Here is a 26,488-nt window from a genome sequence, read left to right as displayed (position 1 = left end):
TCGAGGAGCAGGACGTCCTTGACCTCACCCTTGAGGACACCGGCCTGCAGGGCGGCGCCGATGGCGACGACCTCGTCCGGGTTCACGCCCTTGTTCGGGTCTTTGCCCGTGAGCTCGCGGACCAGTTCGGTCACGGCCGGCATCCGAGTGGAGCCGCCCACGAGGATCACATGATGGATGTCGGACACCTTGATGCCCGCGTCCTTGATCGCGTTGTGGAACGGCGTCTTGCAGCGCTCCAGAAGGTCGGACGTGAGCTGCTGGAACTGGGCGCGCGTGAGCTTCTCGTCCAGGTGCAGCGGGCCCTCGGCGGACGCCGTGATGTAGGGCAGGTTGATCGTGGTCTCGGTCGAGGACGAGAGCTCGATCTTCGCCTTCTCGGCGGCCTCGCGCAGGCGCTGTACCGCCATCTTGTCCTTGGACAGGTCCACGCCGTGGCCGTTCTTGAACTGCTTGACCAGGTGGTCGACGACGCGCTGGTCCCAGTCGTCACCGCCGAGGTTGGTGTCGCCGTTGGTGGCCTTCACCTCGATGACACCCTCGCCCATCTCCAGCAGCGACACATCGAAGGTGCCACCACCCAGGTCGAAGACCAGCACGGTCTGTTCGTTCTCTTTGTCCAATCCGTACGCCAGCGCCGCGGCCGTGGGCTCGTTCACGATCCGCAGGACGTTCAGACCGGCGATCTCGCCCGCTTCCTTGGTCGCCTGCCTCTGGGAGTCGTCGAAGTACGCCGGGACGGTGACCACGGCGTCGGTGACGTCCTCACCGAGGTACGCCTCCGCATCCCGCTTCAGCTTCTGCAGCACGCGCGCGGAGATCTCCTGTGCGCTGTACTGCTTGCCGTCGATGTCCCCGTCTTCGGGGAACCGCCAGCCGTGGTCTCCCATGTGCCGTTTCACCGAGCGCGCGGTGCGCTCCACGTTCGTCACAGCCTGCCTTTTGGCGACCTCGCCGACGAGTACCTCGCCAGTCTTGGCGAAGGCCACGACCGACGGGGTGGTCCTGGCCCCCTCTGTGTTGGTGATCACGGTGGGCTCACCGCCCTCGAGGACCGAGACCACCGAGTTCGTCGTGCCGAGGTCGATACCGACCGAGCGAGTCATCTCCATTGCCTCCTCGAAGGCACGGCGGCGCGCCAACGGCTGCAGGTAGGCGGCGCGCAGCCCTGGGTCACGAAGAGTGGTCGTACGCTGCCCGCAGCCACCCGAACCGCTCAGCGGTGACGGCATCGACGTTGACGTCGGGGCGCAGCCCCCGCAGCCGGGCACGGAAAGGTGCAGTGTTCAACCCTGCAGTCGCCGAGGGTTTCACTCCCAGGACCGCATACAGATCCGGTTCCCCGTTCCGCCCACTTCAAGCCACCTCTTCACCTTTCCTGAGGTGCGGCTGGCTGAGCGATGGCCCCCGGGGCCGGTCTACGCTTTTCACATGGGCACCGGCGTGGTGACGCTGTTCCTGTGCGGTGATGTGATGCTCGGGCGCGGCGTCGACCAGATACTCCCGCACCCCGGTGATCCCGAGCTGCGGGAGAACTACGTGCGGGACGCGCGGTCCTACGTGGATCTGGCGGAGGAGGCCGGCGGCCCAATTCACGCGCCGGTCGGCCCGGAGTGGCCGTGGGGTGATGCGCTCGTCCTGCTGGAGCGGATCGCTCCGGACGCCCGGATCGTGAACCTGGAGACGGCGATCACCGGCGACGGGGAGTTCGCGTCCGGCAAGGCCGTCCACTACCGGATGCACCCGGCCAATGTGGCAGCACTGGCGGCGGCCCGGCCTGATGTGTGTGTCCTGTCGAACAACCACGTCCTGGATTTCGGCCGTCAAGGGCTGGCGGAGACGCTCGATGCGCTGGCCAGGGCGGGCCTGCGAAGTGCCGGTGCGGGGCATGACGCCGCGCAGGCATACGCCCCCGCCGTGGTCCCTGTGGGGCGGGCCGCCCGGGTCCTGGTGTTCGCCGTCGGCATGCCGTCCAGTGGCATTCCACCGAGCTGGGCAGCGAACGCAGTGAGGGCCGGAGTCGCCTACCTGCCAGGGCCGACGGCCGTCGCGGCCGAGGCACTGGCCGGGCGGGTACGGCAGGTGAGACGACCGGGCGACGTTGCCGTCGTGTCCGTGCACTGGGGCTCCAATTGGGGCTATCGCGTACCCAAGGATCAGGTGCGTTTCGCGCATGTCCTGGTGGACGGCGGGGTGGACGTCGTTCACGGACATTCCTCGCACCACCCTCGCCCCATCGAGGTATACCGCGACCGGCTGATCCTGTACGGCTGCGGCGACTTCATCGACGACTACGAGGGCATCTCAGGCTACGAGGAGTATCGCGACGACCTCCGCGTTGCGTACCTCGTCTCCGTGGCCGCGGACACGGGCCGGCTGACGGGATTGCGCATGGTGCCCTTCCGGGCCCGGCAGATGCGGCTGGAACGCGCCCCGGAACAGGACCGTTTCTGGCTACGCGCGACGCTCGCGCGGATCAGCGAAAGCGTGGACATAAAGCTTGAGCGCGACGGCACGCTCACGTTGTGAAGGATCGCTTCTCGCTCGCCGAATGACACAGACGCCGGTGAAACCCACGCTCACGGACAAGGGCCACTGTCCAGTCACGGCCAGAGCATCGGCCGTGGCTCACGTTGGCGCTCTGGAGGCGGAGCGGCGGCGGCAGAATACGCTTACTGAATTCTCCCTTCCTGAGTCGCACTGTCAGAGGCGTCATCGGCGAGTGCGCAGCGCGTTCAACTGGTGTTGCTCCCCTGATTGCGCTTGCGACGGTGCACGTATGTCGGCGCGCCGGGGCGGGTGCCTGGGTTCATCCGGGCGTGAGGCGGGGCGTGAGTGCGGGGTGTGAAGGTGGCGGTTCGCCGTAATGTTCGCGTGGGGCGTTCGGCGCGGGAGGCCGCGTTCCCGGGTGAGATGTCCCCTCGCCGCGTTCCTATGAACGAGGTCTGGTAGTGCGGCACTTGCTCGCGGATCCGATGTCGCGCACAGGCATGCCGCTCCTTCCGAGGTGGGCCGCGGCGGGCGTTCTGCGAGGGCTTCGGTTGAGGAGCGTGCTCCAGAGTTCAAGCGACGGCATGGCGGAGTAGGGGTGCAGTCAGGCGAAGCCGCAGACTGCCAACACATTTGCTTGTGCGATTCGATCGCCTTCGAGTGGTGCGATATTCGTGTGTGCCGGAGGAGGTTCTGGGCCGGCCAGTGCATCTGAGTCGAGGGCTTGCGCACAACAAGCGCTTACTGTCACCCTGCTGGCGTCACCCGACCGGGATGTCCTCAACGCAGGAGGATTCATGCTCGCTGGACGGCGTATTCGAAGGCAGCGCTGGGGACTTGGGTTGGGGGTCCTCCTGGGGGGCCTGGCGACTTTGTTGCAGACCGCGGCGCCGGCCTCGGCGGCGGTCACGCCAGGGCACATGATCAATGCGTACCACAGCATTGCGGGCGCCCCGTCCGCAGGACTGTCCGACATCAGCTACCACATCACCGTGAACGGCCAGCCCGACACGAAGTCCGTCTTCTTCGCCCAGGCCTTCTACTTGAAGAACGGCCAAGTCGGCTACATGGGTCTGCAGCCGCGTCCTGGCGCCGGCGACCTTGCGCTGTTCAGCATCTTCGGAGCCGGCACGTCCACGACGACCGACCCCAACTGCACCCCGGGGGCCGACGGCGGAGAGGGCGTCAGCTGCGCCATCACCTACCCCTACCAGGTCGGGCGGCAGTACCGGCTCAAGGTCCAGAACGTCGGCGGCAGTAAGTGGGAGGGCATCGTCTACGACACGGTGACGGGCGCCACCACGCACATCGGCAGCTGGACGGTCTCCTCGTCCGCGGGACTGCTGAAGCCCACCGGCACCCTGTTCGTCGAGTACTTCCTACCCGTCGCCGACTGCAACTCGATCCCGCGCGCCCAAGCCTACTTCTCCAACCCTCAGGGCAACGGCAGTACATACCGGGGGAGTTACTCCAGCGCTGTCCTGCTCGGCCCGTGCAAGGACAAGGCCAGTTACGCCATCAGCAGCGCGGGCATCACGACGGTGACCGGCGGGTAGCAGCCACGCAGCGCACGCTCGACGGCAGCTGGCGCCCGCAGTCCGGGCTGTCGTCGCATCCACGCATCCACGCGACACTCAAGGCCGACTCGCACAGGCCAAGCAGGCGAACGCCAGACGAATGCGTCCGATGTCAGAGCCTCAGTGGCGGTCGTTGAGGCCGGCGACCACGGCAGCAAGTCGGCCCATGGCGTGGGCCACGCCGAGCCCGTCCATGTAGTCACGGACGTGCACGATCTGGCCGTTGCGAATCCGGATCACCAGGAGGCCGGGCAAGCTGAATGACTGACCGGTGGTGGTCACGGTCCCGGTGACGACCTGCTCGACGGTGATCACCTCGCGGTCGGTGCTCTCGTGCACGACGACTTCACGGATCTCCTGCGGTTGCGCGGGGCTTGGGCCCCAGGCAGCTCGGTAGCCTTCGCGGACCTCTTCGCGGCCCTGGTAGCGCGCAGGCATACCGGGGGAGAGGAACGGGAACTCGTGGACGGCGTCGACCGCGTACAGATCGGCCAGGTCGTCAGCGGACTTGTCGAGCATCGCCTGCTGGTAGCGGGCCAAGACCTCACGAGGGCCGAGGTCGGCCGAGGTTGTGTCCGGCATGGCGGTTGGGCTCCGTTCGGTCAACGCACGGCTCAGCTCATGCGAGCCATGGGGCGGGACTTCCGGCGTGCGGGCATCGTGAGGGCCGGCCTCCAAGTTCCGGTTGCGAAGCCTGACTTGGGGACACTCTCGACCGCACTGTACGTGGGGATCGACGACGAGATCGGAGGAACCCGATGGATGGGACGACCGCCCAAGCTCAGAGGCTTCTGGACCGACACTGCGGGTGCCGATTAATCATCCGGCCTGAGCAGGCGGCATGTTGGTACTCGTGAAGGGTGCCGCCGAGTCGGTCTCGTCGGCGGACCTCCAGGTGCGTGATCTGCGCTGGTGCGTTGATCGGTTCGGGTAGTGGGCGAAGGGGCGCGGCTTGCTTCAGCGTTCGGTGCGTTCGGTGCCAGTTGTAGAAGGATTCGAACTCGCGCAACGCATCCAGAGGTCATAGGCAAGGTGCGCGACTGGGATCACGAGCCGTGGATATGGGTCGACCTCACGGCACCCAGTCCCGCCGAAGACTGACCGTGCCACCGTGCCACCGTGCTTCCGGCGTGCCCGATCGAGCGGGGATCACGGGGAGCCAGGAGGAACAGCGGTTCAATTGCTGGGGCTTGCCGGCCGTTGGATCCGCACAGGTCACACCAGTAGTCCCCCACCTCGCTTCTGAAGCGGGTGTCGCGCACCCGTCCCTGCAGGCGATGTCCAGCACCCGACGGGCATTGAACTCATGCACTACACCAATGTGCGGACCCAGATCCCTGCGGTCGGAATCGAGCGGATCGGATCGTAGATCGCGGCCGGCCGCAGGTATCTATGCGGCCGAAGGTATGTGGAGGGACGCGGAAGGGGTGCCCTTCCTCAACAGCGGAAGGGCACCCCCAAGGACGGTCAGCGGTGGTCGTGGCGGTCGTGACCCCAGCGACGGTCGCGGTCGTCGCGGTGGTGGCCCCAACGGCGGTCGCGGTCGTCGCGGTGGTGGCCCCAGCGGCCGTCGCGGTCGTCGCGGTGGTGGCCCCAGCGGCCGTCGCGGTGGTGACCCCGGTGGCCGTCGTGGTCGCCGCGCCTGTAGTTGTCACCGTGGTCGTGATCACGGTCGTGCGTGGCGTGAGATGCCACCGGAGGTACGGCGGCGGCGCTGGCACCAGTGGCGCCGCCCACCAGGATGGCGGCCGCGATGCCCAGCGCGGCGGCAAGACGGGAAACTTGCATTCCATGCTCCTTTCACGGCAGGTGCCTAATGCGCCTGCCTGGGTCGTACATATGCATGTTCACGTCTGGAATGAACCGTTACGTCCGACTCGCCATGAAAGACACCTCATGTAACGAAAAATCGTTGAATCGGGAACCGACGTCTGGTGTGTCGACGTCACGCGCGCGCGTACGGGTGGCTCCCCCGTCCATGAGGGTGAACTTGCACCTCACGATCCCGCCGAGTTCGCGCTCCCTACGACCCGTCTCTCCGCGAGTACCTCCATCAGCAGCCCTCACCCCGACGCGTCCCGCAGCGCCGGTCCGGCACATGTGGGTAGGCGTCAGTGCCTGTGGCCTATCCCTGGACGGGCAGCCGTCGAGTACGCAGAAGCGGCCCCGTGACCAGCAGCGACGCCACAGGACCAAAGGCCCTCCGGAGCTGTTGCGGCAAAGCCGCCAAGGGCTACGGCGTGTGGTGCGCCAGTAGAGGAGAGCCGCGAAGCCTGTGCGTGCCGCAGTCGTGTCGCTCAGAGGCAACGGTGTTTCGCCGCTGATCAGCTGCCCGGTCGAGCCGGCGAGCGACCTCAGCGGAACAGCCCGGCGTGGTCGGATCGCTCCCTTGTGAGGGCTCGATGCGCCTGTCACACAGGTGGGAGGCGGACGAGCGGGGGAGGGCGCTGTACGGCTGTGCCAGGGGAAGGCCGGGCCAGGCCTTCAGGCTGGGCGATGGAGCGGTTCGGGCCGCAGGCCGGCAGGTTGGCCGCCGCGGTACCGGCGAGCGGTGCGCGCGTGCTGGCGCGCACTACCAGTGACCACCGGAACTCCGCCCGGAGCCAAGGTCCCGTCTGTTCAGGAAGCGTTGAATCACCTGCTCGCTGATCGCCCCAGCGGCAGCCTCAGGACCTGCGGCTCCACCACCGTGGACAGCACCTGCGATCGCGTCGAGGCGTTCGATCACATACGGCTCCGCGCGGCGGGCACAGGCCAGGAACGCGGCGGTCTCCTGAGCGCTCCACGGCTCGACGGGAGTCGCGGGCGGGCGTGGCACGATCGAGGGAACGGCGGGGTTGTGCGCGAGCCGGCCGGTGTGCACCGCGTGGGACAGGGTGCTGGAGAGCGTTCGCAGGCAGCGGTGCAGGGTCACGCGGCCGCGTCCGGCGTGCTGCTGGCTCTCGGCGAACGCGATGAGGTCGCCGCTGCGCAGCGCATCCAGCTTGATGGCGCCGAGGGCCGGGATCAGATCGTCCAGGACGTAGGCGCGGTAACGGGCCACGGTGGCCGGACGCAGCCAGGGCGCCACCCCGTGCAGCCACTCAAGGAGCTGGCCGGCGAGCGTCTCGGTCGGATCGGGGCGCAGCCCGGGCGGCGGGCTCTCGCGGACCCGCGCCAGTGTCGTCTCGGCCTCAGTGCGGGAGGCGAAGCCTCTGCGCCGAACAGTGCGCCGCCGCCCGTCGGGTCCGGTGAGTGCGTCGACGGCCAGCGCCCAGCTGCCGTGGTCCGGATCGGAGGCGAGTCGCGGGCGGTGCGGGCCGAGTTGGCGGCCGCCTTCGCCGTGGCAGCCGCAGCGGCGGTAGACCCGGCCGCGGGGTGATGGTGCGCTCATCTGGCGCTCCATCCGTGAGGTGTAGCGGAGGAGGTAATGCCTGGGAGATGCCCGCGCTTGGGGTGGTCTGCACCTGGCGGATGCTGGCGCTCCGGGGCGACCAACGGGGCGCGGGTGGCCGGGAGCCACCCCGATGTGCACGGCCTGGCCTGAGGCGCGGAGTTGATGCGGTGCCACGGTGTTGCGGGCTTACGCCTGGTACGGGTCGGTGATGGTGTAGGGGGTGCGGGCGGCTTCGATCAGGGGGGCGGGGAGGTTGGGGCCGGGGGTGTAGTAGCGGCCTTTGGTCTGGCCGTGGGCGGTGAGGAGGCCGCGGGTGGTGAGGTCGGTGAGGTCGCGGCCGGCCTGCTGGGTGGTGAGGTTTTCGGAGTGTTCGTATCGCAGGCGGCGTACGCGTCTGGTGAGGACGGCGTCGTGGAGGGCGGTGATCTGGCGTTCGCGCAGGCCGAGTTGGCCGGCGAGGTCTTCCAGGTTCTGCCAGGCGGTGTTGGAGCGGTCGACGCGGTGCTGCACGCGTTGGGTCTGTTCGTGGTAGGCGCGCAGGTTGAGTTCGATCCAGGGGCGCAGGTCGCGGCCGGGGGAGTAGACCGGTCCGCCGACTTGCTTGAGGGCGGCGTAGTACGCCCAGGTGTGCTCGGGCATGCCGAGCCACTCCTCGATCGAGGCGAACTCGGGTGCCAGGACGCTGGAGCGGGCCAGGACGAGGGTCTGCAGGCTGCGGGACATCCGCCCGTTGCCGTCATTCCACGGGTGGATCTTGACCAGGTTGAAGTGGGCCATGGCCGCGCGCAGCAGGTGGTGGGTGTCGAGGTCGCCGCTGTTGAGCCAGTCGACCAGCTCGCCGATGAGGTCGGGGACGAGGTCGGCGTCGGGGGTCTGGTAGTCGGTGGCCATGGGGTCGCCAGGGGCGGTGACCCGTACCGGGCCGGTGCGCCAGCGGCCTGAAGGCGGGTGGGGGTGGTGGTGCCCCTGAAGGATGAAGTGCAGGCCGTTGAGCAGGGACTTCTCGTAGCGGAAGTCGGCGGCGTCGTGGAGGGACCGGATGTAGGCCATTGCCTGCTGGTGGGCAAGCGTCTCGGCCTTGTTCTCCTCGCTGGTACGCACGCCCTCGCGTTCACCGTCCATGAGGTCGCCGACGCTCTCCACGGGGACGCTGTATCCCTCGATGGTGTTGGACGCGGCGATGGCGGAGGCGGTCAGCTGCCGGCGCAGGCCGCGGGTCCAGGTGGTCGGGACGCGCTGCACGGCGTGCTGGAGGGCGTCGCGGCGGGTGTCGATGTCGTCCAGGACACGGCGGTCGGTGTCGGTGGGGCGGGGCAGTTCGTACAGCATGCATCAATGATGGATTGATTCCATCATTGATGCATTCGGTGTTGGGTGGGTGTGCCGCTCGAAAACTCATCGCTACTGTCAAGAACTCATCGCTACTGTCAAGCGCAATCGTCGCGCAGCGTATGGGGGTTCAGGTGGCGACTTACTGCCTTTGCGCAGCGGGCGCTTCCCGGCCGCCGACGGCACTGCTCGGGAAATATCGCCGTCGGTACCCGACGTGCCCACGTCGGAGGTTCCGTGCAGGTGCCGGGTACGTGATCGGAGAGCGATAATTCTCTCTGATGAACACATCGCCGGACATCCCGGGCCGTACTTCGCGCGACGTGGATGACGCCACTCTCAGGGCGCTGTTCTCAGAGTCGCCGATCGGCCTGCACGTGCTGGACACGCAGCTGCGCCTGGTGCGTTTCAATGCGGCCGCGCGGCACATCCGGGCGTTCCCGGTCGAGGACCTGCTCGGATGCACGGTCTCCGAGGTGCTGCGCGAGTACGGCAGTGACCAGGCGGATGAGGTCGAGGCCTTGGTCCGCGAGGTGTTGGAGACCGGCCGTCCAAGGCGCGACGTGCTGCTGACGCTGCGCTCACTCCGGTCTCCTTATGCCGAGGTCGCCGTGCTGGCGTCCTGGTTCCGGCTCCAGGACTTGGATGGACGCCCCCTGGGGGTGGCGGCGGCCATCCTGGACGTCACGGATCGCTACCAGGCGCAGGCCCGGCTTGCTCTGCTGGACCGGGTCGGCAGCCGCACCGGCGCCGGCCTCGACCTGTTCGGCACCGCGCAGGAGTTGGCGGAGGGTACTGTCCCTGACTTCGCGGACTTCGCCACCGTCGACCTGTTCGACCCTGTACTGCGCGGTGAGGCACCCGAACCGGGACCTCTTCTCGGGACTATCCCGCTGCGTCGTGCGGGTTGGTGCTCACACGGCAGTTCCGTGACGGCGGGGTGGCCCGTGGCAGGTGAGGTGAGCGGTTTCCCGTCGGGAACCCCGTACCGCGAGAGCCTCACCGACCTGCGTCCGCGATTGGTAGCCCGGCTCCTGCCGGACGCCGAGTGGCTCGACCGGGACCCGGTCCGCGGTCGGTTGCTGCGCCGGAATCTGGTCCACTCGATGATCGTGGTTCCGATGTGCGCCCGCGGTGTGGTCCTCGGCCTGGCCTGCTTCTATCGCGGCCGATGTCCGGACCCATATGTCGACGAGGACACCGCCATCGCCGCCCAGCTCGTCGCCCGTACCGCGCTGGCCCTGGACAACGTCCGGCTCTACAACCGGGAGCGGTCGGCCGCCCGCTTGCTCCAGCTCAGCCTTCGGCCCCCCGAGGTCCCTGACCACACTGCTGTCGAGACCGCGCACAGCTACCTGCCGTCCGGCTCAGGCGGGGACTGGTTCGACGTGATCCCGCTCTCCGGCGCCCGTGTCGCCCTGATCGCAGGGGACACCGAGGGCCGGGGCCTCCGTGCCGCGGCCGCCATGGGCGAGCTCCGCGCTGCGATCGGCGCCTTGGCCGACCTGGACGTGCCACCGGATGAACTTCTCGAACGCCTGCATGATTTGGTGACCCGGCTCGACGGCGAGGTGACCTCCGGCCCACGCGACGACTCCGCCTACCGGGTCGTCGGTACCAGGTGCCTGTACGTGGTTTACGACCCGGTGATCCGGCTGTGCACCATGTCCAGCGCCGGCCATCTGCCGCCCGTGATCGTTCGCCCCGACGGGACGGCGGAGCTCGTCGACGTCCCGCAGGGCCCGCCCCTCGGCCAGGGCATCGGCACCCATCGGACCACGGAACGCGAACTGCCCGAGGGCAGCATCCTGCTCCTGTGCAACACCGCCCTGGTCCAGGACCGCGATCCCCAGCAAGCCGTGCAGCAGCTCGAGCGCATCAGTGCCGCGCTCGCCCCGGCATCACGCTGCCTCCAAGAGGCCTGCGAGCAGGTGCTGCGGGTGCTCCCCGCCGACGGCCCGCAGCATGACCCCGTCCTGCTTATGGCGCGAACCCGTGCCATGGGTCCCGACCAGGTGGCCTCCTGGACGCTGCGCGGCGCGCCCGAGGCCGCGTCCGAGGCGCGCAGACTCACCGCCGGCCGGCTGTCCGCATGGGGACTGGACGACTTGCAGCACACCACCGAGCTGGTGGTCAGCGAACTGGTCACGAACGCCGTGCGCTACTCCGACGGGCCGATCGGCCTGCGTCTGATCCGCGACCGTACGCTGATCTGCGAGGTCTCCGACACAAGCAGCACCGCCCCGCAGCTGCGACATGCCGAGGAGGACGACGAGTCCGGCCGCGGACTGTTCATCACCTCCCGGCTGACCCAGCGCTGGGGCACCCGCCCTGCCCGACGAGGCAAGACCATCTGGGCCGAGCTGAGCCTGTCCGCCTGACGGGCACAGGCCGAACGCGGTGGGGGGCCGTACGCGCTCCGCATGCCCCCGGGGAGACGATCCGGTGGCTGTGCAGCATGCCGGGAGTAGTCGGGTGAGGATGAGTCGTAGCCGACGGGTGCCGCGCCCGAGGAACGCCAGGGCGTACAGCCTCTGGCCGAGGAGAGTGTCCAGGTGGAAGAACCCGACCGCGAGGACTGCGGGTGCCGAAAAATTATCCGGCCTGGTCAAGCGGCATGTCGGTACGCGCGGAGGGTTCTGCCGAGTCGGTCTCGTCGGCGGACCTTCAGGTCCCCGAGCTGCGGTGGGCCGTTGACCCCGTTTGCCGAGCGCGGCCGCCGAGTTCAGACGTCCGGGCGGCGGCGCCGGGCAGGCCGTTGAGGCAGTCGGTCGCCTTGTGGCCTTCGGTGGTCACTGAGTCGCAGCGGAACCCGTTCGGACGCTGCGGAGGCGGAAGCAGGAGCGGCAGTGAGGAGCACGGGGGCGCCAACCCCGGGGACGACGCAGCACGTCGTGGGGGAGGAGGGGCCAGGGTCACCAGGCGCTGCTCCACCCGGTTGTGCTGGAATACGAGTCCAGCAGGTCCACCACGAAGACCAGGGTCGAGCCCGCCGGGATCAACGGCGAGGGCGACTGATTGCCGTAGCCGAGACGCGGGGGAACGATGATCTCGCGCCGACCGCCGACCTTCATCCCCCTCACTCCCCGGTCCCAGCCCTTGATGACCTTGCCACTGCCCAGGGCGAACTTGAACGGCTGGCCCCGGTCCCAGGAGGCATCGAACTCTTTCCCGGACTCGAAGGTCACCCCGACATAGTGGACCCTGACCACCATGCCCGGCTTCACCTCGGCCCCGTCCCCGACGACCAGGTCCCGGATGGTCAGCTCGGTAGGAGCGTCACCCTCCGGAACGTCGACCTCGGGCTTCGTCAGTTCACTCATTGCAGCCTCATCACTCTCCGTCGGAAGCCGTCGCACGGACCAGCCGGACACATGAACACTCCATGCAGCAGATGGTCACGCTATCGAGAATGCCGGTCGTCCCCGGAGCACTGCGGCTGCCGAATATTGCATCCGTCCAGGTAGTGGCGCCGCCTGGTTCATCGCTTGATGGGGCCGGTGAGCGTTGTGATGCAGTTCGAATGGCGAAGGGCGTGCCGCAGGTGGTGCTCGTTCCAGATCAGGTTGCGGTGCCGGCGCAGCACGGTGTCGGGTTGGACCAGCGGCCGATTGCGAACCAACGGGACAAGGGCCCACATGATGACTAAGACCGACCGGCAATAGGCGCCCGGGAGGTGGCGGAGACATCAGGAAGGCCATGGGTCCACCTGATTATGGGGTTCTCTACGTTCAGTAATCCCAAAGGGTGGCCTGGTCGCGCTGCCATTTTGCCTGCTTGAACCCGCCTAAATGGCGGTGCAGGGTGGATCCATGACATGGACAGCGCCACCGGTCGGGCGCACCAAGCAGCTTGGCGGCCTGGGTACCGTAACTGAGCGCCAGATGCTGGAGGGTTGGCTGAGCTGGCACCGGGAAACGTTGCTGGCCAAGTGCGCCGGGCTTGAGCCGGCCCAATTGTCGCGGGCGACCGTAGAGCCGTCGAACCTCACCCTCCTTGGCTTGGTCCGGCACATGGCGGAGGTAGAGCGATGGTGGTTCCGGCGAAGCTTCGCAGGCGAGGCTATCGGCGGTGTCTTCACCGGACCGTCAGACGGCAATGAGGGACTCGACGGAGTTCACGCAGCCGATGCGGAGAGAGACTTCGGACTGTTCCTGACCGAGGTCAAGGCGTGCGACGCGGCAGTGGCCGGGCGCGACCTCGACGAGACCTTCATGTCCTCTCGCGGAGTTTCCCTCAGCCTGCGCTGGGTCTACGTGTTGATGATCCAGGAGTACGCCCGTCACAACGGTCACGCCGACTTCCTGCGGGAGCGGACCGACGGGGCAACAGGTGACTGAGCTTCCTGCCCGGACCGGTCCGGCGGCAGGTGCCCGGGAGATGGGATGAGCATCAGAACGGGCGCGGGTGCCCGTGATCATGGGTTCTCTGCGCTCAGTGATCACGAAGGACAGCCGTGACCGCACTGCCATCTTGCCTGCTCGAACCCCTCTGGAACCAGTTCGTGGCCCTCCTGCCCGCTCGGGAGGAGTTCGCCGCGGGCCACCCGCTTGGCTGCCACCGCCGCCGTGTCCCTGACCGGACTGTGTTCGAGCACGTGGTGATCGCTTTGGTCAACGGCTCGGGCTACGAACGGGTCTCCAGCCCCGGATGCTCTGACCGGACTATCCGTCGACGTGTCAAAGAGTGGGCTGAGCAGGGGATATCCAGAGCAGCGCACGTTCTTGCTCTGGAAGCGTACGACCAGATGATCGGCCTGGAACTGACCGAGATATCTGTGGATGGTTGCATCACCGAGGCCCCGTGCGGCGGCCAGAGTGCGGGCCGGTCCCCGGTGGACCGCGGGAAGCAGGGCATGAAACGCTCGGTGGCCACTGATGCCCGCGGCGTACCGCTCGGCCTGGTCGCGGCGGGAGCCAACCGTCATGACTCGCCGCTCCTCGGACCGACTCTCCACGCGGCTATGCACCAGGTCGGGTCACTTCCGGACGAGGTGAACGTCAACCTCGACCGAGGCTATGACAGCAACGCGTCCCGCGCTCTGCTCCGGGAGTTGGGCTTCACCGGTGAGATCGCCCGCGTTCTCGTGCCGCAACGCCAACATCTCCGCGTCCTTGGCCGCGTGGCTGCGGAACACGGCAGCGGGCACCTTGGTCAGATTCCGGACCAGCGTGGCGACGAATCGACGGCGACATCGAACGATCATCCCAGGTGCGGTGGAGGCCGTTGCCCCGCGTGGACAAGCTGCAGGCCAGAGCCGGAATCGTAGGTCCGAGCGGGACACGCCGAGATCCTCGCCCTGCGCCATCAGATCACTGTAGATGCCGAAGGCGTGGGCGACGGCAGGAGGAGGGCCGTGCGCAACGGCCCTCTCCCAGCGCATTTCCATCGGCAGGTACGGCAGCCGCGCGATCTCGAACCCCTCACCACCTACATGCGTGGCGGCGTAGCACCAGGAGCAGAACCAGATTCCCGCGTGCCGCTCAGTCGGCGGCACGGGCCATTGCCGCATCGAACTTCCACACACTCACACTCCACGAACGGATCCAGGCCGTGCGCTCACGCGCACGGCCTGGATCCCTCTGGCCTACCGGGACTTACCAAACACCCCCGTTAGGACAAAACGGTCTTTAAGGCTTTCAGGGGCACCTGTGTCGGTCAGTGCCCCAGATTCACGTCCGCGTCCTTCTCGCCCTCGCCGCTCACCCGCAGCGGCACGGCCTGGGGCGCGTATCCGCTGGCGATCACGGTGTAATGGCCGGTGTCCAGGTCGTTGAACGCGTAGGCGCCGTGCGCGTCGGTGACCGCCGTGGCGACCGTGTTGCCCGCCGCGTCGAGGAGCGTGACCCGGGCGTCGTCGACCGGGTGGCCCGCGCGGTTGCGGACGGTGCCGTGGACGTGGGCGCCAGGGGCGAGGCGGATCTCGTAGCGGTTGGCGGCGCCGCCCGCGACCTCGGCCGGCAGGGCCGCCGGACGGTGTCCGGGGGCGCTGACCACGAGGGTGTAGTCGCCGGGGACCAGGTCGGCGATGCCGAATTCGCCGGTGTGGTCGGCCGCTGCGGAGGCGACGACCTCGCCGCGCACATCGGTCGCGGTGACCAGGGCGCCGGGCAGCGGCCGGTCGTCGGGGGTGGCCAGGACCGTGCCGGTCAGGCCGGCCGCGCCGGAGAGCACCAGGTCGAAGTCGACCAGGCCGTCGGCCACCGTGATGGTGGTGGCCTGCGGCTGCCGGGCACCGCCGGAGGCGATCAGGACGTACGTTCCCTCGGCGGGCGCGGCGACCGCGTAACGGCCGTCCGCCTGCGTCGTCGTACGGCCGAGCTGGCTGCCGCGCAGGTCGATCAGCGTGACCACGGCGCCCGCGACGGGCGATCCCGCGATGTCGCGGATGTGGCCGCGGACACCTGAGGCGGGTTCGTCCGCGAGGGCGGTGGCGAGTGAAGCGACCGGGGCCGCCTCCACCGCCTCCGCCGTGTCGGCCATCGCCGTCACGGGCGTCTCGGCGGCGGCATCCGAAGCGGTGCCGCCCTCCTCCGCCGCCCGCGCCTCGAGGCCCGACATCTTGCGCAGCGGGACCTCCTTGGTCCACAGGACTATGAGGAACGCGACCGCGATCACGCCCGCCGCGATAAGGAACACCACGTGCATGGAGTCGGCGAAGCCCTGCTTGAAGGGCTCGGCCAGGCGCGGGTCCAGGTGCTGGATGAACGACGAGTCGCTCAGTACGTCGGAGCCGCCGCCGCCCGCGCCGGGGTGCTGCAGCATGTCGAGGACCGGCTTGTTGGCCGGGTCGGACAGGACCGCCGGGTCGTGCAGCGCGGACTGGAACTGGTGCGTCCCGGCGGCCGACTTGAACGCCGAGGAGATCTTGTCGCCGACGTTCGAGAACAGCACCGACAGGAAGATGGCCGTACCGGCGGTGGCGCCCATCTGCCGGAAGAACGTGGACGACGCGGTCGCCACGCCCATGTCCTGCGGCGGCACGGCGTTCTGCACGGCGAGCACCAGGGTCTGCATGCAGCCGCCGAGGCCGAGGCCGAAGACGAGCATGTAGATCATGCTCTCCCACAGCGGAGTGTCCCACTGGACCTTGAAGTGGAAGAGCAGCAGCGCCGTGACCATGAGGACGGTGCCGATGGTCGGGAAGATCTTGTAGCGGCCGGTCTTCGCGGTGATCTGGCCGGAGACGATGGACGCGATGATCATGCCGAGCATCAGCGGCAGCATCTCGAGACCGGACTTGGTGGGGCTCGCGCCCTTCACGATCTGCAGGTACTGCGGGATCATCAGCATTCCGCCGAACATGCCCGCGCCGATGAGGACGGACAGCAGGCTGGTCTTGCTGAAGATCGCGTTGCGGAACAGGCGCATCGGGATCAGCGCGTCGTCGCCCATCCGGCGCTCGACGAGGATCCAGGAGATGATGCCGACGACGCCGATGCCGTAACAGGAAAGGGACCTGGACGAGTCCCAGCCCCACTCGCGGCCCTGCTCGGCCACCAGGAGCAGCGGCACGACGCCGAGCGCGATGGTGAACGCGCCCCACCAGTCGATCCGCCGGTCGCGGCGGGTGTGCGGGATGTTGAGGACCTTGGCGACGACGAACAGCGCGATGATGCCGATCGGCACGTTCACCAGGAACACCCAGCGCCAGCCGACGACGCCCAGGATGCTGTCCTGACCGGCGAGGAAGCCGCCGATGAGCGGCCCCGCGACGCTGGAGGTGGCGAAGGTGGCGAGCATGTAGCCCTGGTAGCGGGCCCGTTCGCGGGGCGGCACGATGTCGCCGATGATCGCGAGGGCGAGGGACATCAGGCCGCCGGCACCGATGCCCTGCAGGGCGCGGAACGCGGCGAGTTCGGTCATCGACGTCGAGAACGTGCACGCCGCCGAGCCGAGGATGAAGATGCTGATCGCGCCGAGGAAGTAGGGCTTGCGGCCGTGCAGGTCGGACAGCTTGCCGTAGAGCGGCGTCGCGATCGTCGAGGTGATCAGGTACGCCGTCGTCGCCCACGCCTGCTGGCTGAGGCCGTGCAGGTCGTCCGCGATGGTGCGGATCGAGGTGGAGACGATGGTCTGGTCGAGCGCGGCCAGGAACATGCCCAGCATCAGACCGCTCAGAATGGTCAGGATCTGACGGTGGCTCAGGCCACCGCCGGAGGAGGCGGGCATCGCCTCCGTGTGCTTCGCGGTGTCTCGGCGCGGTGCCGACACGGCCTCACTCATGCTTGCTTGCTCCCTGCTGCGCCCCGGCTTCGGGCTGAGTCCCGTCGCCGTGGCGTTTCTGTTGATGCACTACCAGGTCGTCGTTGAGGCGTGTCATCAGCCGGATCAGCTGATATCGGTCCTCGGGAGGCCAGGGGTCGAGGAGCTCCGCCAGCTGCGCGTCGCGCTGCCGGCGGTTCTTCTCGTACACCGCCCTGCCGGACTCGGTCGCGTGCAGCAGCGTGCCGCGCCGGTCCTCCGGGTCGGGCCGCCGCTCGATCAGGCCGCGCTCCACCATGGAGCGGACCTGACGGCTGACCGTCGACAGGTCGAGGAAGGTCTCGGCGGCCAGATCGGTGGCCCGCTGCTCCCCGTCCCGTACGAGCCGGGCCAGCAGGACGCGCTCACCGGCGCCCTGCTCCAGCTTGGTCTGGTGCCTGCGCGCCGCGACCAGCCGGGTGAAGCGCACGATCTGGCTCCCCAGTCCTGCCCCGGCCTCCTCGGCACTCGCGACCCCGGTGTCCCCGGTTGTCCTATGCTCACCCGCTGCGCGGTCACGGACCGTCCCCTTGCCCATTGCCCGCCCCCTGTTCCACTCATATTTTATTGCTTGTAGCTACCAAGTGAGTGTAGACGGCCCGGAGCGGCGTCCGGTACGGGGCCTCGGATGCACGACCCGGCGCATGTGGCAGCCTGATGCGCCGGTAGCGAAGGGGCCGACGCGAGAAGCCTGAGGGTGCCGACAACCCCGGTCACCCACGCTGAGCTGCGGCTTCAGGGTCACGATGGGTTACATCGAGGGTGTTCGCGAGCCCGTCGGCGCACGCTTGGGAAGCGTGGCGTTCTGTCTGGTCTACAGATTCGGCCGGCTGCGCCTGCCGGCCCATGTCACCCCCTGTACGACCTGCGTGTATTCATGGATCAGTCCTCCGACCCGGTCGTGCCGGATGATGCGGGTCTGCTCGTCTTCGGCGGGTCGCGGGGGTGCATGAAGGTACCGAGCGGCAGGGCCGTATTCTGCAGCAGCCGGGACAGGCGTTGCTGATGCGTCGTAGCCGTCCGTTGCAACTGGGCGACCCATTCCTTATCAGGTGCCGGACGAACGACCAGGAGGTTGACCCGGTGATCGCTCTGACCGCAGTCGGAGGAGTGGCCCTGGTCGAACTGGGCATGGCCCTGACTCCGGGGCCGAACATGATCCACCTCGCCTCCCGCGCGATCACCCAAGGTCGCAGGGCGGGCCTGGTCAGCCTCAGTGGGACCGCCGTGGGATTCGTGTGCTACCTGCTTGCCGCGGCTGCGGGCCTGTCCGCGTTGTTCGCCGCTGTGCCGGTGGCGTTCACGGTGGGCAAGCTTGCCGGGGCTGCCTACCTGGCCTACCTCGCCTGGGGCATGCTCAAGCCCGGCGGCCGCTCGCCCTTCGCCCCGGCCCAGGACCTGCCTCCGGTCTCCGACGCCCGCCTGTTCTCGATGGGGTTGCTGACCAACCTGCTCAACCCCAAGATCGCTCTCATGTATGCCGCCCTGCTGCCCCAGTTCCTGGCCCCGCGGGGAGGTCCGGCCTGGGGGCAACTGCTCCAGCTCGGTGGTGTGCAGATCATCGTAGGGATCTCCGTGAACGCTCTGATCATGCTGGGCGCAGCACGGGTGTCGGGATTTCTGGCTGCCCGGCCCCGCGCTATGACCGCCCAGCGGTTCACGGCAGGCGGCCTGCTCGGCGCCTTCGCGCTGCGCACCGCCGTGTCCCGCACTCCCGTCTCCACCTGAGCCGGGTCCGCGTGCCTGTGACACCAGTCCTGCTGTGAGCGCTGACGGGGAGGTTGATGGCGCCCGTGGATGCCAGAAACTCTCCCCTGCCCAGCCCGCCACTCACCCCGGCTCCCACCCCGTCCGCCGCCGACCCACACACTGTGGAGCGGGCGTGGTTCGTGGCGTCCAGGTGGAGCGCGCCACCGTACGAACCCGGTGCACCGTGGCCTGTGAGGGCGCGGGCGCCGGCCCCCGCCGGGCCTGTTCGTAGGCGATTCGCCAGGCGCCCCTGAAGGGTGCCGTTTTGGGCACCCACACGTCGAAGCGCTCGACGCCACTGAGCCCTCGTCGATCGCCCGCGCGAACGCGTGAGCAAGGAGGGTGAGGAGCGCCTGCAGGGCGTACTCGGGGCGGTACGAGTCGGGCGAGGCTTGGGACTCGAGATGGCTCCATCCGAGTGTGCTGCGGCTGTGTCGGGCTGCGATCGCCGGACTGATTGATCATGCTGAGCCCGGATCAGCACCATGCCCAGCGAAGGGGTGCTTAGCATGCAGAACGACTCAGTCGCACGCTTCCTGGCGGCCCTGGCGCCTGAGGACAGGGAGACCGTCGTGGCCAGGCCCGGGGAGGAGCAGGAGCGGCTCGCCGCAGCCTGGGAACGGGAGTTGGAGGGCGATGACGAGCTTGATGTCCTCGACGAGGTGTCCCCGCCGGCAGCCGAGGCTGAGGCGGCTCGCCGCGTCCTTCGGCAGGAGTCGGACTGACCCGTTCGACGGGGCGTCGTGCGCGAGGGGTGTCAAAACCTCCGCACGTGCTGTGAGCTGGGGTTTTCCTGCTGGGGAGTGATGGTTCATCAGGAGGCTCGGTGGTATTCGTTGAGGAGTCCGCCGAGGATCTTTCGGCGTCGGACGCGCCTTGCGGGGAGATCGGCGACTCCGTCACTTCGAGCCGTAATACAGCCGGAGAAAGTCCTCCATAGCCGCGTTGACGCCATCGCGGTCACCGGTGGCGAGCAGGTCGAGCAGCAGACCGCGGACGGTGGCGAGTCCCAGCCTGGCGCGGTTCCGGGCCACGGCGGGGTCCGCTCCTGTGGCGACCTCGGCGGCCACGAGCGGCTCCAGCCAGTCGTTTACGAGCCCTTCGCGGACCGGGGCAGCCTCGGGACGGCCTCGCAGTGCCTGCCCGTAGATTTCGAAGAAGAGCCGCTCTTGACCGGCCAGTCGAGAGTCCGTCAGCTGCTGCCAGAGGAGACGTGCGGCATCGACGGGCAAGAGACCGGGCTCCAGCCGCAGCCGGGACAGCAGATCGCGCTGACGTTGCTCCGACGTCCGGACGATCTCGACGAGCAGCTGTTCCTTGGAGCCGAAATAGTGGATCAGCATGCGGTGACTGACGCCGATCGCGGCGCCCAGGCCGCGCAGGCTCAGGTCTGCGATGCCGTGTGCCGCGACGTGGTCGACGGCCGCGTTCACCAATTGAGCGCGCCGGTCCCCGTCCTTGCCGGGCGCTGCCTCGCCCTCAGGATTTGAACCGACCGTATTCACCACCTCACGAGTGTACCAATTGGTACATGCCCTATGTACCGTGTGGTACATGAAGTCTGTCACCGTGTCGATCGACGTACCGCAGACGCCCGAGCAGGTCTACGACTTCCTCGATGTCATGGCTCACCACGAGCGATTCACCAACCACTACCTGACCAACTGGCGCTACAGCGGCCCCGGCCGCGGCATCGGATCGTGTGCCACGGTCACAGCCGCGCTGGGTGGCACGAAGACCGACGTCGCCATCGAGGTCGTCGAGGCGGCCCCGCCGCGGCGCATCGTCGAACGGAACGTCAGCGCGGCCGGCCGACGCCTGGCCCACGGCACCTACACCATCGAGCCGTTGCGAACCGGCGGGAGTCGGGTGTCGTTCACATACGCCTGGGCCCATACCCCACTTGCCGACCGGCTGCTGGCACCAGTCGTCCGGGCCACGATACGACGCGCCAACCAGGCGGCCATGCGACGCCTGGCCACCGAGTTGGCTCGACACGCGTCCGCTGCCGGATCCTGACGTCGGTACATATCGGCTTTTCTGTCCGGCGAAGCTGCATCGTCGCCGGAATCGACGCCGCAGATCACGGAGAGACTCATAAGCCAGATCAGTAGCGCCGAACGCGGATGCAACGAGCAAGCGATCCGCGCCGCCATGGACCGCCTCCTGCGCGGCGAACTCCCGCCCGGCGGACGCTGCGACCTCAAGACGCCGGCTGCGGAGGCCGGGGGCAACGGCAACGGCAACGGCAACGGCAGCGGCAGCGGCAGCGGCAACGGCAACGGCAACGGCAGGGTATGCGTGACCGTGGCCTCGATGTCGAGACCGCGACTCGGGCCAGCTGGGGAGTTGCCACGGCCAGACGCACCACCCGGGAGACGGCGATGCGCATCCTGTTCGGCGTCAGCGTCGATCATCGTCGGACCAAGCGGCTCCCCGGGACGCGTTCTGGCGCGGCGACTCGCTGACCGTGGCGACACCGTCATCATCAGGTCTGCGGTGACAGACCGTCATCCACTGGCACATTCTGGGCTTCCAGCGTGATGCCGGAGTTCCTGGCCTGCTCGAGGATCAAGGAGGCGAAGTCCTCTTCGACATGCCCCGCGCCGATGGCAGCCGCGACGAGCTGAGCGGTGGCGGCGGCGAGCGGCATCGGCACCTCCAGCTCGCGGCCCGCGGAGAGCCCCAGGTCGAAGTCCTTGCGCAGCAGCGGCATGGTGAACGTCGGCGTGAAGTCCAGGTTGACCAGCGCGGGCGACTTATAGCGGGTGAAGACTGAGCCCATCACTGAGTCGTTGAGGAATCGCAGGAAGGCGGCGCGGCTGACACCGCCCTTCTCCGCGAGGATGGTGATCTCGGCGAGCGACTGGGTGACGACGCCGAGGAAGACGTTGTGCGCGATCTTGACGAGACGGGCGGCTTCGCCCTCGCCGACGTACGCCACCCCGCGCCCCAGCAGAGCCAGCAACGGCTCAACCTGACCGAACACCTCGGGCGAGCCGGAGACCGCGACCGTCAGCTTGCCCGCGGTGATCACCTTCGGATTCCCGCTCACCGTGGCGGCCAGGAAGCCGGTCCCACGCTTGGCGGCTTCGTCCCGGATCAGCGCGGACACCTGGGCGGACACCGTGGAGCAGTCGATCAGCACCGGCGGCGCGATGTGCGGTGAGGTCAGTACGCCGCCGGGGCCCGTGGTGACCGCCTCCAGGGCGGTCGAGGCGGTGACCATGGTGAAGACGATGTCCCGGTCGGCCAGGTCAACCGGCCGGTCGGCGATTGTCGCTCCCCGTTCAGCCAGTGGTTCGGCCTTGGCGCGGGTCCGGTTGTAGACGGCCACGTCGTGCCCCGCGTCCAGCAGTCGGGTAGCCAACTGGAGGCCCATGCGGCCAACACCGATCCAGCCGATCCGCGGACGTTCCTGGGCGGCAATCGTCATGTTTCTCTGTACCTCAATCCTGGAAGACGGCTCGACCGATACGGCCCCGCAGCTGACCGACCGGACGCGGCACACGACCGGCAAGGGCCGATGAGCAACGACCCGCACGCGGACTACGACGGCGGCTTCCTCAGGTAGTCAACGGCGGCGAGGTCGTCGTGGTCGTGGCCGGCTGCGACGGTCGCTTCCAAGCGGTCTCGGACGACCTGAAGCAGAGCGCTGGGGGCGGCGGCCGCCGCGGCCAGTTCGATGTCCTTCAGGGCGAGTTGCACCGCGAATCCGGGGGCGTATGAGGCGTCGTCCATGACACGCACTTTCTGCAACTCGTACGGCATGGCGAGCGGGCCCGCCTCAAGCACCCGGACGAACGTCGCGTGGTCGACACCGAGGGTGTCGCACAGCGCGAGGACGTCGCTCATGGCGACCGTCGAGGCAGCCATCCAGGCGTTGACCGCAAGCTTGACGGCGTTTCCCTCGACCCCCGTCCCGACGTGGAGCACGGACGAGCCGAGATCGTCGAGCAGGGGGCGCGCCCGCGCCAGGACGTCCTCGGGGCCGGCAACCAGCCAGACAAGCTTGCCCTGCCGTGCGGGAGCGGTGCTTCCCGAAACCGGTGCGTCGAGGTACGCAACACTGTGATCACGCGCCAGCCCGGCCAGGGCGCCGGCTTTCCGTGGGCCTACTGTGCTCGCCTGGACCCAGACAGCATCGTTGTCGAGCCGGCCGATGGCATCTGACATGACCTCCGCGACCGCATCGCCGTCACGGAGCACAGTGAGGACGACGGACGCGCCGGAGACCGCCTCGCCCACCGCACTCACTGCCGTGACCCCCGCAGCATGCTCCGCCACCGCACGGGCCCTCTCCTCCGTACGGTTCCACAGCCGAACCTCGTGACCACGCTCCCCGAGCCTCATCGCCATCGCGGCGCCCAGCGCGCCTGCTCCGAGAACAGCGACGGTGGAAGCGTGAGACATGGAAGATCCCTTTCTGTTTCCCTTGTCCATCTTCCGCTGGAACCCGGGTCTTCCCCGGCAAGGAAACGCAGCGCCCTTCACGAGCACTGAGCCGCACATCGGCGGCAGTGGGCCCTGGCAGGGATGGGCCGCGCTCCGAGTGGCGCCCTGGCTCCGGCCGGGCAATTCCGGTGCCGGTGCCGGTGCCGGTGCCGGTGGCGGGCGCGGTGGCCCGGTGGTGAACATGGATGCGCCCGCCTGACGTGAACGACCACGGCAGGCCCCCTCTTTCGGCCGGCGGGGCATCAACATCAATGCCATCGCACCGGGGGAACTGTCACCGAACTGCCAGTTCGCTCGGGAGGATGGCCCAGCCCGCTGAAATCGCCGCAGTCGTCTCGTTCCTGGTGTCAGACGACGCCTCGTTCATCACGGGCCGGACCATCCAGGCCGACGGCGCCTGGTTCTGACCAGGGAGCACAGTGGGCCATACGGCCGCACAGCCATGGCGCGCCCATCTGGTGATTCGTGGACTGGAAGTGTCGCCGGGAAGACAGACCGCAGACCGAGACCGCAGACAGACCGACAGGCTGACAGACCGACAGGCTGAAGGAGAACGTGGCCGCGATGACGGTTCATTCCTCCACTCATTCCTCCACGCCGGCCGGGGTCCGTGTGCCGGACTCGAAGCTCGCGCGGGAGGCGACCGAGCTCGTACGGGACAGCACCAGCGAATTGATCTACGACCACTCGCGCCGTGTGTACTTCTTCGGCATGGTCGTAGTAGCCGCCTTCGACGGCGTGCAGCTGCTGGACGTCACCGGCCTGCCGAGCTTTCCACTACGTCGAACGCCTTCGGCACCCGCTACGCCGTACGAATCGTCCCCTCGGCCGGGCCGGCCCTGACGCAAGGCCGCCGCCGTGACCGCAAGATCGTGCCACCACGCCCATATTCAGGTGACGATGGCTCCACTCGCCGTCACGACCAGTGATGATTGCCCGTGGCAGATGGCCTCGCTGCTGTACCGCGGTAACTCCAGGTTTCGGAGCTCTGGTGGTCAGCACGCCTGATTCCGGTGCTGGTCGGTGCTGATTTCGTCCCTCTAAGACCGGAAAACCGCAGGTCCAAGCTCTGCTCGGATGAGTAGTCGTACTTGTTCACGCGATGTCTGGCCCTCGTGTGCACAGACACTGCGTCGTGACTCCGTCGAAAGGAGCCCCTGTGGAACCGAGTGGGCGACCACCAGGCACGGCGAAGTCAGGAGGCCGGCCAGATCCGAGCCGGTGGCGGGCCTTGTGGGTCACGCTGGTGGCGGGCTTCATGATCCTGCTCGATGTGACGATCGTCGCGGTCGCGCTGCCCTCGATGCAAAGGCATCTGGGCGCCTCCCCGGCCGCAGTGCAATGGGTGGTGTCCGGGTATGCGCTGACGTTCGCGCTTGCGCTGGTGCCGGCCGGACGTCTTGGCGATGCGATCGGCCGACGCCGGATCTTTCTCGGAGCGCTCGCGGCCTTTGTCTTGTGCAGCGTCGCAGCGGGGGCGGCCCCGACGATCACCCTGCTCGTCATCGCCCGCATGGCGCAAGGAATCGCCGCAGGCTGCCTCGCTCCGCAGAATTCTGCGCTGATCCAACAGATGTTCACTGGAGCCGAGCGTGCTCGTGCCTTCGGTTTGTTCGGCTCCACTGTCGGCATCTCCAGCGCGGTCGGTCCGATCACCGGAGGCGTCATCCTCGCCTTGGCCACCGGACCCCAGGGCTGGCGCTGGATCTTCTTCGTCAACGTTCCCGTGGGTGCCGTGGCACTCGTACTCGGTTACCGGCTGTTGCCCCGCGTCGCCCCGGGCAAGAGGGGACACCTCGATCTGTCGGGCGTTGCCCTGATCGGTTGCGGTGTCCTGGCGGTCCTGCTGCCGTTGGTCCAGGCCGACTCCGGCGGCGTGCGCCGTCTGTGGTGGCTCTTCCCAGTAGGGGCACTGCTGCTGGTCGGCTTCGGGCGGTGGGAGCGCCGAGTCGCTGCCCAAGGCGGCGAACCGCTGTTGCATCCAAGGTTGATTACCGAAACCCGTGGCTATGCGACCGGTGCCAGCCTGGCGACGCTCTACTTCATGGGATTCAGCGGTGTGTGGATCGTGTTCGCGCTGTTCTTCCAAAACGGCCTGGGCTATTCGCCGCTGCAGTCCGGACTGGCCGTGACACCGTTCGCGGTGGGCTCCGCGGGTGCGGCCGTCGTGGCCGGACGGCTTGTGGAGCGGGTGGGCAGGCTGCTGACCGTGCTCGGTCTGGTCGGCGTCATTGTCGGGCTCGCCGCAGCGGCGCTGCTGCTCCGGTTCGCCCCGTCATCGGTCGCCGTCTGGGCCGCTGTCCCCGCCCTCCTCGTGGGCGGTATCGGCAGTGGCTTCGTCATTTCCCCGAATGTGACGATGACGCTGCGGGATGTTCCGGTGCGGATGGCGGGCGCCGCCGGCGGTGCGCTGCAGACCGGACAGCGCCTGGGCGGGGCAGTGGGGACGGCCGCGCTGCCCGGCACGTACTACCTGGTACTGACCTCGAGCGGGGGCGACTACCGGCTGGCCGTGGCAGCGTCCGTCGGCGTCGGCATCGCCGCCATCTTGATGGCGTTGGGCATCGCGCTCATCGAGTGGCGTACCGACCCAGGCGCAACAGCGGCCCCGTGCCCGCCCGAAGTCGCCCACGGGCACTGTCATGCCACCCAAAGCTGAGACTGGTCGGACTCCGACCCGGACAGCGGTCTAGGTGTATTGAGCATGAGCGTTGTTGACACGCGCGGGCCTTGAAGAGCCGTCGTTTGGTGATCAACGGCATCCTCTTCCGGTAGAGGACCGGGATACCTTGGCGGGATCTGCCCGGAAGGTTCGGCAGGTGGAAGACGGTGCACGACAGGCATCGCCGATGGTCGGCGGGCGGCACATGGGACAAGATCCTTCGGGCTGTCCAGACCGACGCCGACGCCGAGGACTCACGGGACGTGCAACGACCAACCATTGCTGCAGTCGCTTCCAACCTCCCAAATCACCTGCAAACCTGATCAGTCGCCCTCCGAGGGCATCGTCCTGGCCTCTGGGCCGGGCTGAACGCGTGACGTGGGTAACGCGGAGGGGGGTCGGGCTTGTGAAGCACCCCATAGGGGCCAGATCACATACTAGAGGCGCTAGTAGCTGGTGGGACCGCTCGGGGGTGTACAGAAGGCTCTCTATTCGACCATTTCGGACATTTCTCCGTAGTGGGGTAGTACGTCACATCCTTGCGTCCCCTGTCGGGCATCGCTAACTATGGCTGTCGTCCCGGAGAGCGGGTCGGAGCACGAGCGA

At 68.1% G+C, this 26,488-nt stretch carries 21 protein-coding genes and 4 pseudogenes; 12 read left to right on the top strand and 13 right to left on the bottom strand.

The genetic code is table 11. The annotated features are described in order from the left end of the window. Positions 1 to 1,106 (bottom strand): Hsp70 family protein (locus tag AC07EJ_RS45160; RefSeq protein ID WP_478886461.1); only part of this gene is annotated, 1,106 nt, incomplete at its 3' end. Between the two features lie 325 nt (positions 1,107 to 1,431). On the opposite strand from AC07EJ_RS45160, the gene AC07EJ_RS45155 reads away from it, so the two are divergent. Both AC07EJ_RS45155 and AC07EJ_RS45150 read left to right on the top strand, forming a co-directional pair. Continuing rightward, a complete protein-coding gene (locus AC07EJ_RS45155) occupies positions 1,432 to 2,529 on the top strand; it encodes a CapA family protein (protein WP_478886460.1) in 1,098 nt (365 codons plus the stop codon). Between the two features lie 881 nt (positions 2,530 to 3,410). Further along, on the top strand, positions 3,411 to 4,046 hold the full coding sequence (locus AC07EJ_RS45150; protein WP_478886459.1) for a DUF3472 domain-containing protein: 636 nt from the start codon (positions 3,411 to 3,413) through the stop codon (positions 4,044 to 4,046). A gap of 141 nt (positions 4,047 to 4,187) precedes the next feature. On the opposite strand, the gene AC07EJ_RS45145 is transcribed toward AC07EJ_RS45150, so the two are convergent. The 5 genes and pseudogenes from AC07EJ_RS45145 to AC07EJ_RS45125 form a co-directional block, all read right to left on the bottom strand. Next, entirely contained in the window at positions 4,188 to 4,649 is a 462-nt protein-coding gene (locus AC07EJ_RS45145; RefSeq protein WP_389491015.1) for a nuclear transport factor 2 family protein, read from the bottom strand. Between the two features lie 199 nt (positions 4,650 to 4,848). Next, positions 4,849 to 5,085 (bottom strand): annotated as a pseudogene (locus AC07EJ_RS45140) (hypothetical protein); the annotation flags it as partial. A 449-nt stretch (positions 5,086 to 5,534) separates the two neighbouring features. Further along, a complete protein-coding gene (locus AC07EJ_RS45135) occupies positions 5,535 to 5,855 on the bottom strand; it encodes a hypothetical protein (protein ID WP_389491018.1) in 321 nt (106 codons plus the stop codon). Between the two features lie 784 nt (positions 5,856 to 6,639). Further along, positions 6,640 to 7,440: a hypothetical protein gene (locus tag AC07EJ_RS45130; protein ID WP_478886458.1), complete on the bottom strand. Its 801-nt coding sequence runs from the start codon at positions 7,438 to 7,440 to the stop codon at positions 6,640 to 6,642. 189 nt (positions 7,441 to 7,629) lie between these two features. Beyond that, the gene (locus AC07EJ_RS45125) at positions 7,630 to 8,772 is read right to left on the bottom strand and encodes a Fic family protein (protein ID WP_478886457.1); all 1,143 of its coding nucleotides are present in this window, start codon (positions 8,770 to 8,772) and stop codon (positions 7,630 to 7,632) included. 281 nt (positions 8,773 to 9,053) lie between these two features. Here AC07EJ_RS45125 and AC07EJ_RS45120 point away from each other — a divergent pair, with 281 nt between their 5' ends. Then, a complete protein-coding gene (locus tag AC07EJ_RS45120) occupies positions 9,054 to 11,153 on the top strand; it encodes a SpoIIE family protein phosphatase (RefSeq protein ID WP_478886456.1) in 2,100 nt (699 codons plus the stop codon). A gap of 534 nt (positions 11,154 to 11,687) precedes the next feature. Here AC07EJ_RS45120 and AC07EJ_RS45115 read toward each other — a convergent pair. Further along, a complete protein-coding gene (locus tag AC07EJ_RS45115; protein WP_329432986.1) occupies positions 11,688 to 12,095 on the bottom strand; it encodes an FKBP-type peptidyl-prolyl cis-trans isomerase in 408 nt (135 codons plus the stop codon). 489 nt (positions 12,096 to 12,584) lie between these two features. Between AC07EJ_RS45115 and AC07EJ_RS45110 the strand changes: the two genes are divergently transcribed. Both AC07EJ_RS45110 and AC07EJ_RS45105 read left to right on the top strand, forming a co-directional pair. Beyond that, on the top strand, positions 12,585 to 13,112 hold the full coding sequence (locus tag AC07EJ_RS45110; RefSeq protein ID WP_389491032.1) for a DinB family protein: 528 nt from the start codon (positions 12,585 to 12,587) through the stop codon (positions 13,110 to 13,112). A gap of 116 nt (positions 13,113 to 13,228) precedes the next feature. Continuing rightward, positions 13,229 to 13,864: pseudogene (locus AC07EJ_RS45105) on the top strand (transposase); the annotation flags it as partial. Here the strand turns inward: AC07EJ_RS45105 and AC07EJ_RS45100 are convergent. The 3 genes from AC07EJ_RS45100 to AC07EJ_RS45090 all read right to left on the bottom strand — a co-directional run bounded on the left by AC07EJ_RS45100 (position 13,751) and on the right by AC07EJ_RS45090 (position 17,446). Continuing rightward, positions 13,751 to 14,284, bottom strand: coding sequence for a hypothetical protein (locus tag AC07EJ_RS45100; protein WP_389491054.1), 534 nt, complete (start codon positions 14,282 to 14,284; stop codon positions 13,751 to 13,753). The pseudogene AC07EJ_RS45105 and the gene AC07EJ_RS45100 sit on opposite strands and share 114 nt — an antisense overlap. A gap of 146 nt (positions 14,285 to 14,430) precedes the next feature. Then, positions 14,431 to 16,998 carry an MFS transporter gene (locus AC07EJ_RS45095; RefSeq protein ID WP_393588991.1) on the bottom strand — a complete coding sequence of 856 codons (2,568 nt, stop codon included), beginning with the start codon at positions 16,996 to 16,998 and terminating at the stop codon, positions 14,431 to 14,433. Continuing rightward, the gene (locus tag AC07EJ_RS45090; RefSeq protein WP_329567970.1) at positions 16,991 to 17,446 is read right to left on the bottom strand and encodes a MarR family winged helix-turn-helix transcriptional regulator; all 456 of its coding nucleotides are present in this window, start codon (positions 17,444 to 17,446) and stop codon (positions 16,991 to 16,993) included. Before AC07EJ_RS45090 ends, AC07EJ_RS45095 begins: the two co-directional genes overlap by 8 nt. A gap of 653 nt (positions 17,447 to 18,099) precedes the next feature. On the opposite strand from AC07EJ_RS45090, the gene AC07EJ_RS45085 reads away from it, so the two are divergent. Then, positions 18,100 to 18,744 carry a LysE family translocator gene (locus AC07EJ_RS45085; RefSeq protein ID WP_478886455.1) on the top strand — a complete coding sequence of 215 codons (645 nt, stop codon included), beginning with the start codon at positions 18,100 to 18,102 and terminating at the stop codon, positions 18,742 to 18,744. Between the two features lie 530 nt (positions 18,745 to 19,274). After that, the gene (locus AC07EJ_RS45080) at positions 19,275 to 19,490 is read left to right on the top strand and encodes a hypothetical protein (protein ID WP_389491040.1); all 216 of its coding nucleotides are present in this window, start codon (positions 19,275 to 19,277) and stop codon (positions 19,488 to 19,490) included. 174 nt (positions 19,491 to 19,664) lie between these two features. On the opposite strand, the gene AC07EJ_RS45075 is transcribed toward AC07EJ_RS45080, so the two are convergent. Further along, the gene (locus AC07EJ_RS45075; RefSeq protein WP_389491042.1) at positions 19,665 to 20,273 is read right to left on the bottom strand and encodes a TetR/AcrR family transcriptional regulator; all 609 of its coding nucleotides are present in this window, start codon (positions 20,271 to 20,273) and stop codon (positions 19,665 to 19,667) included. Between the two features lie 46 nt (positions 20,274 to 20,319). On the opposite strand from AC07EJ_RS45075, the gene AC07EJ_RS45070 reads away from it, so the two are divergent. Beyond that, positions 20,320 to 20,784 carry an SRPBCC family protein gene (locus AC07EJ_RS45070; protein ID WP_393588996.1) on the top strand — a complete coding sequence of 155 codons (465 nt, stop codon included), beginning with the start codon at positions 20,320 to 20,322 and terminating at the stop codon, positions 20,782 to 20,784. A 469-nt stretch (positions 20,785 to 21,253) separates the two neighbouring features. On the opposite strand, the gene AC07EJ_RS45065 is transcribed toward AC07EJ_RS45070, so the two are convergent. Then, complete coding sequence (locus AC07EJ_RS45065) at positions 21,254 to 22,201, bottom strand: NAD(P)-dependent oxidoreductase (RefSeq protein WP_478886454.1); 948 nt, start codon at positions 22,199 to 22,201, stop codon at positions 21,254 to 21,256. Positions 22,202 to 22,314: 113 nt separating this feature from the next. Beyond that, the gene (locus AC07EJ_RS45060) at positions 22,315 to 23,208 is read right to left on the bottom strand and encodes an NAD(P)-dependent oxidoreductase (RefSeq protein ID WP_478886453.1); all 894 of its coding nucleotides are present in this window, start codon (positions 23,206 to 23,208) and stop codon (positions 22,315 to 22,317) included. Positions 23,209 to 23,405: 197 nt separating this feature from the next. Between AC07EJ_RS45060 and AC07EJ_RS45055 the strand changes: the two genes are divergently transcribed. The 4 genes and pseudogenes from AC07EJ_RS45055 to AC07EJ_RS45040 form a co-directional block, all read left to right on the top strand. Further along, positions 23,406 to 23,627, top strand: a complete 222-nt coding sequence (locus AC07EJ_RS45055) for an SDR family oxidoreductase (protein ID WP_478886452.1) — start codon at positions 23,406 to 23,408, stop codon at positions 23,625 to 23,627. A 157-nt stretch (positions 23,628 to 23,784) separates the two neighbouring features. Continuing rightward, positions 23,785 to 23,931: pseudogene (locus AC07EJ_RS45050) on the top strand (HD domain-containing protein); the annotation flags it as partial. Between the two features lie 391 nt (positions 23,932 to 24,322). Further along, a complete protein-coding gene (locus AC07EJ_RS45045) occupies positions 24,323 to 25,879 on the top strand; it encodes an MFS transporter (protein WP_478886451.1) in 1,557 nt (518 codons plus the stop codon). Between the two features lie 83 nt (positions 25,880 to 25,962). After that, positions 25,963 to 26,127, top strand: a pseudogene (locus AC07EJ_RS45040) (transposase); the annotation flags it as partial. Positions 26,128 to 26,488 lie beyond the last annotated feature (361 nt).

This window comes from Streptomyces sp. NPDC045026, assembly GCF_056432625.1.
Note: the sequence above shows the minus strand (reverse complement) of the source record. Positions and strands in the feature narration are given on the sequence as shown.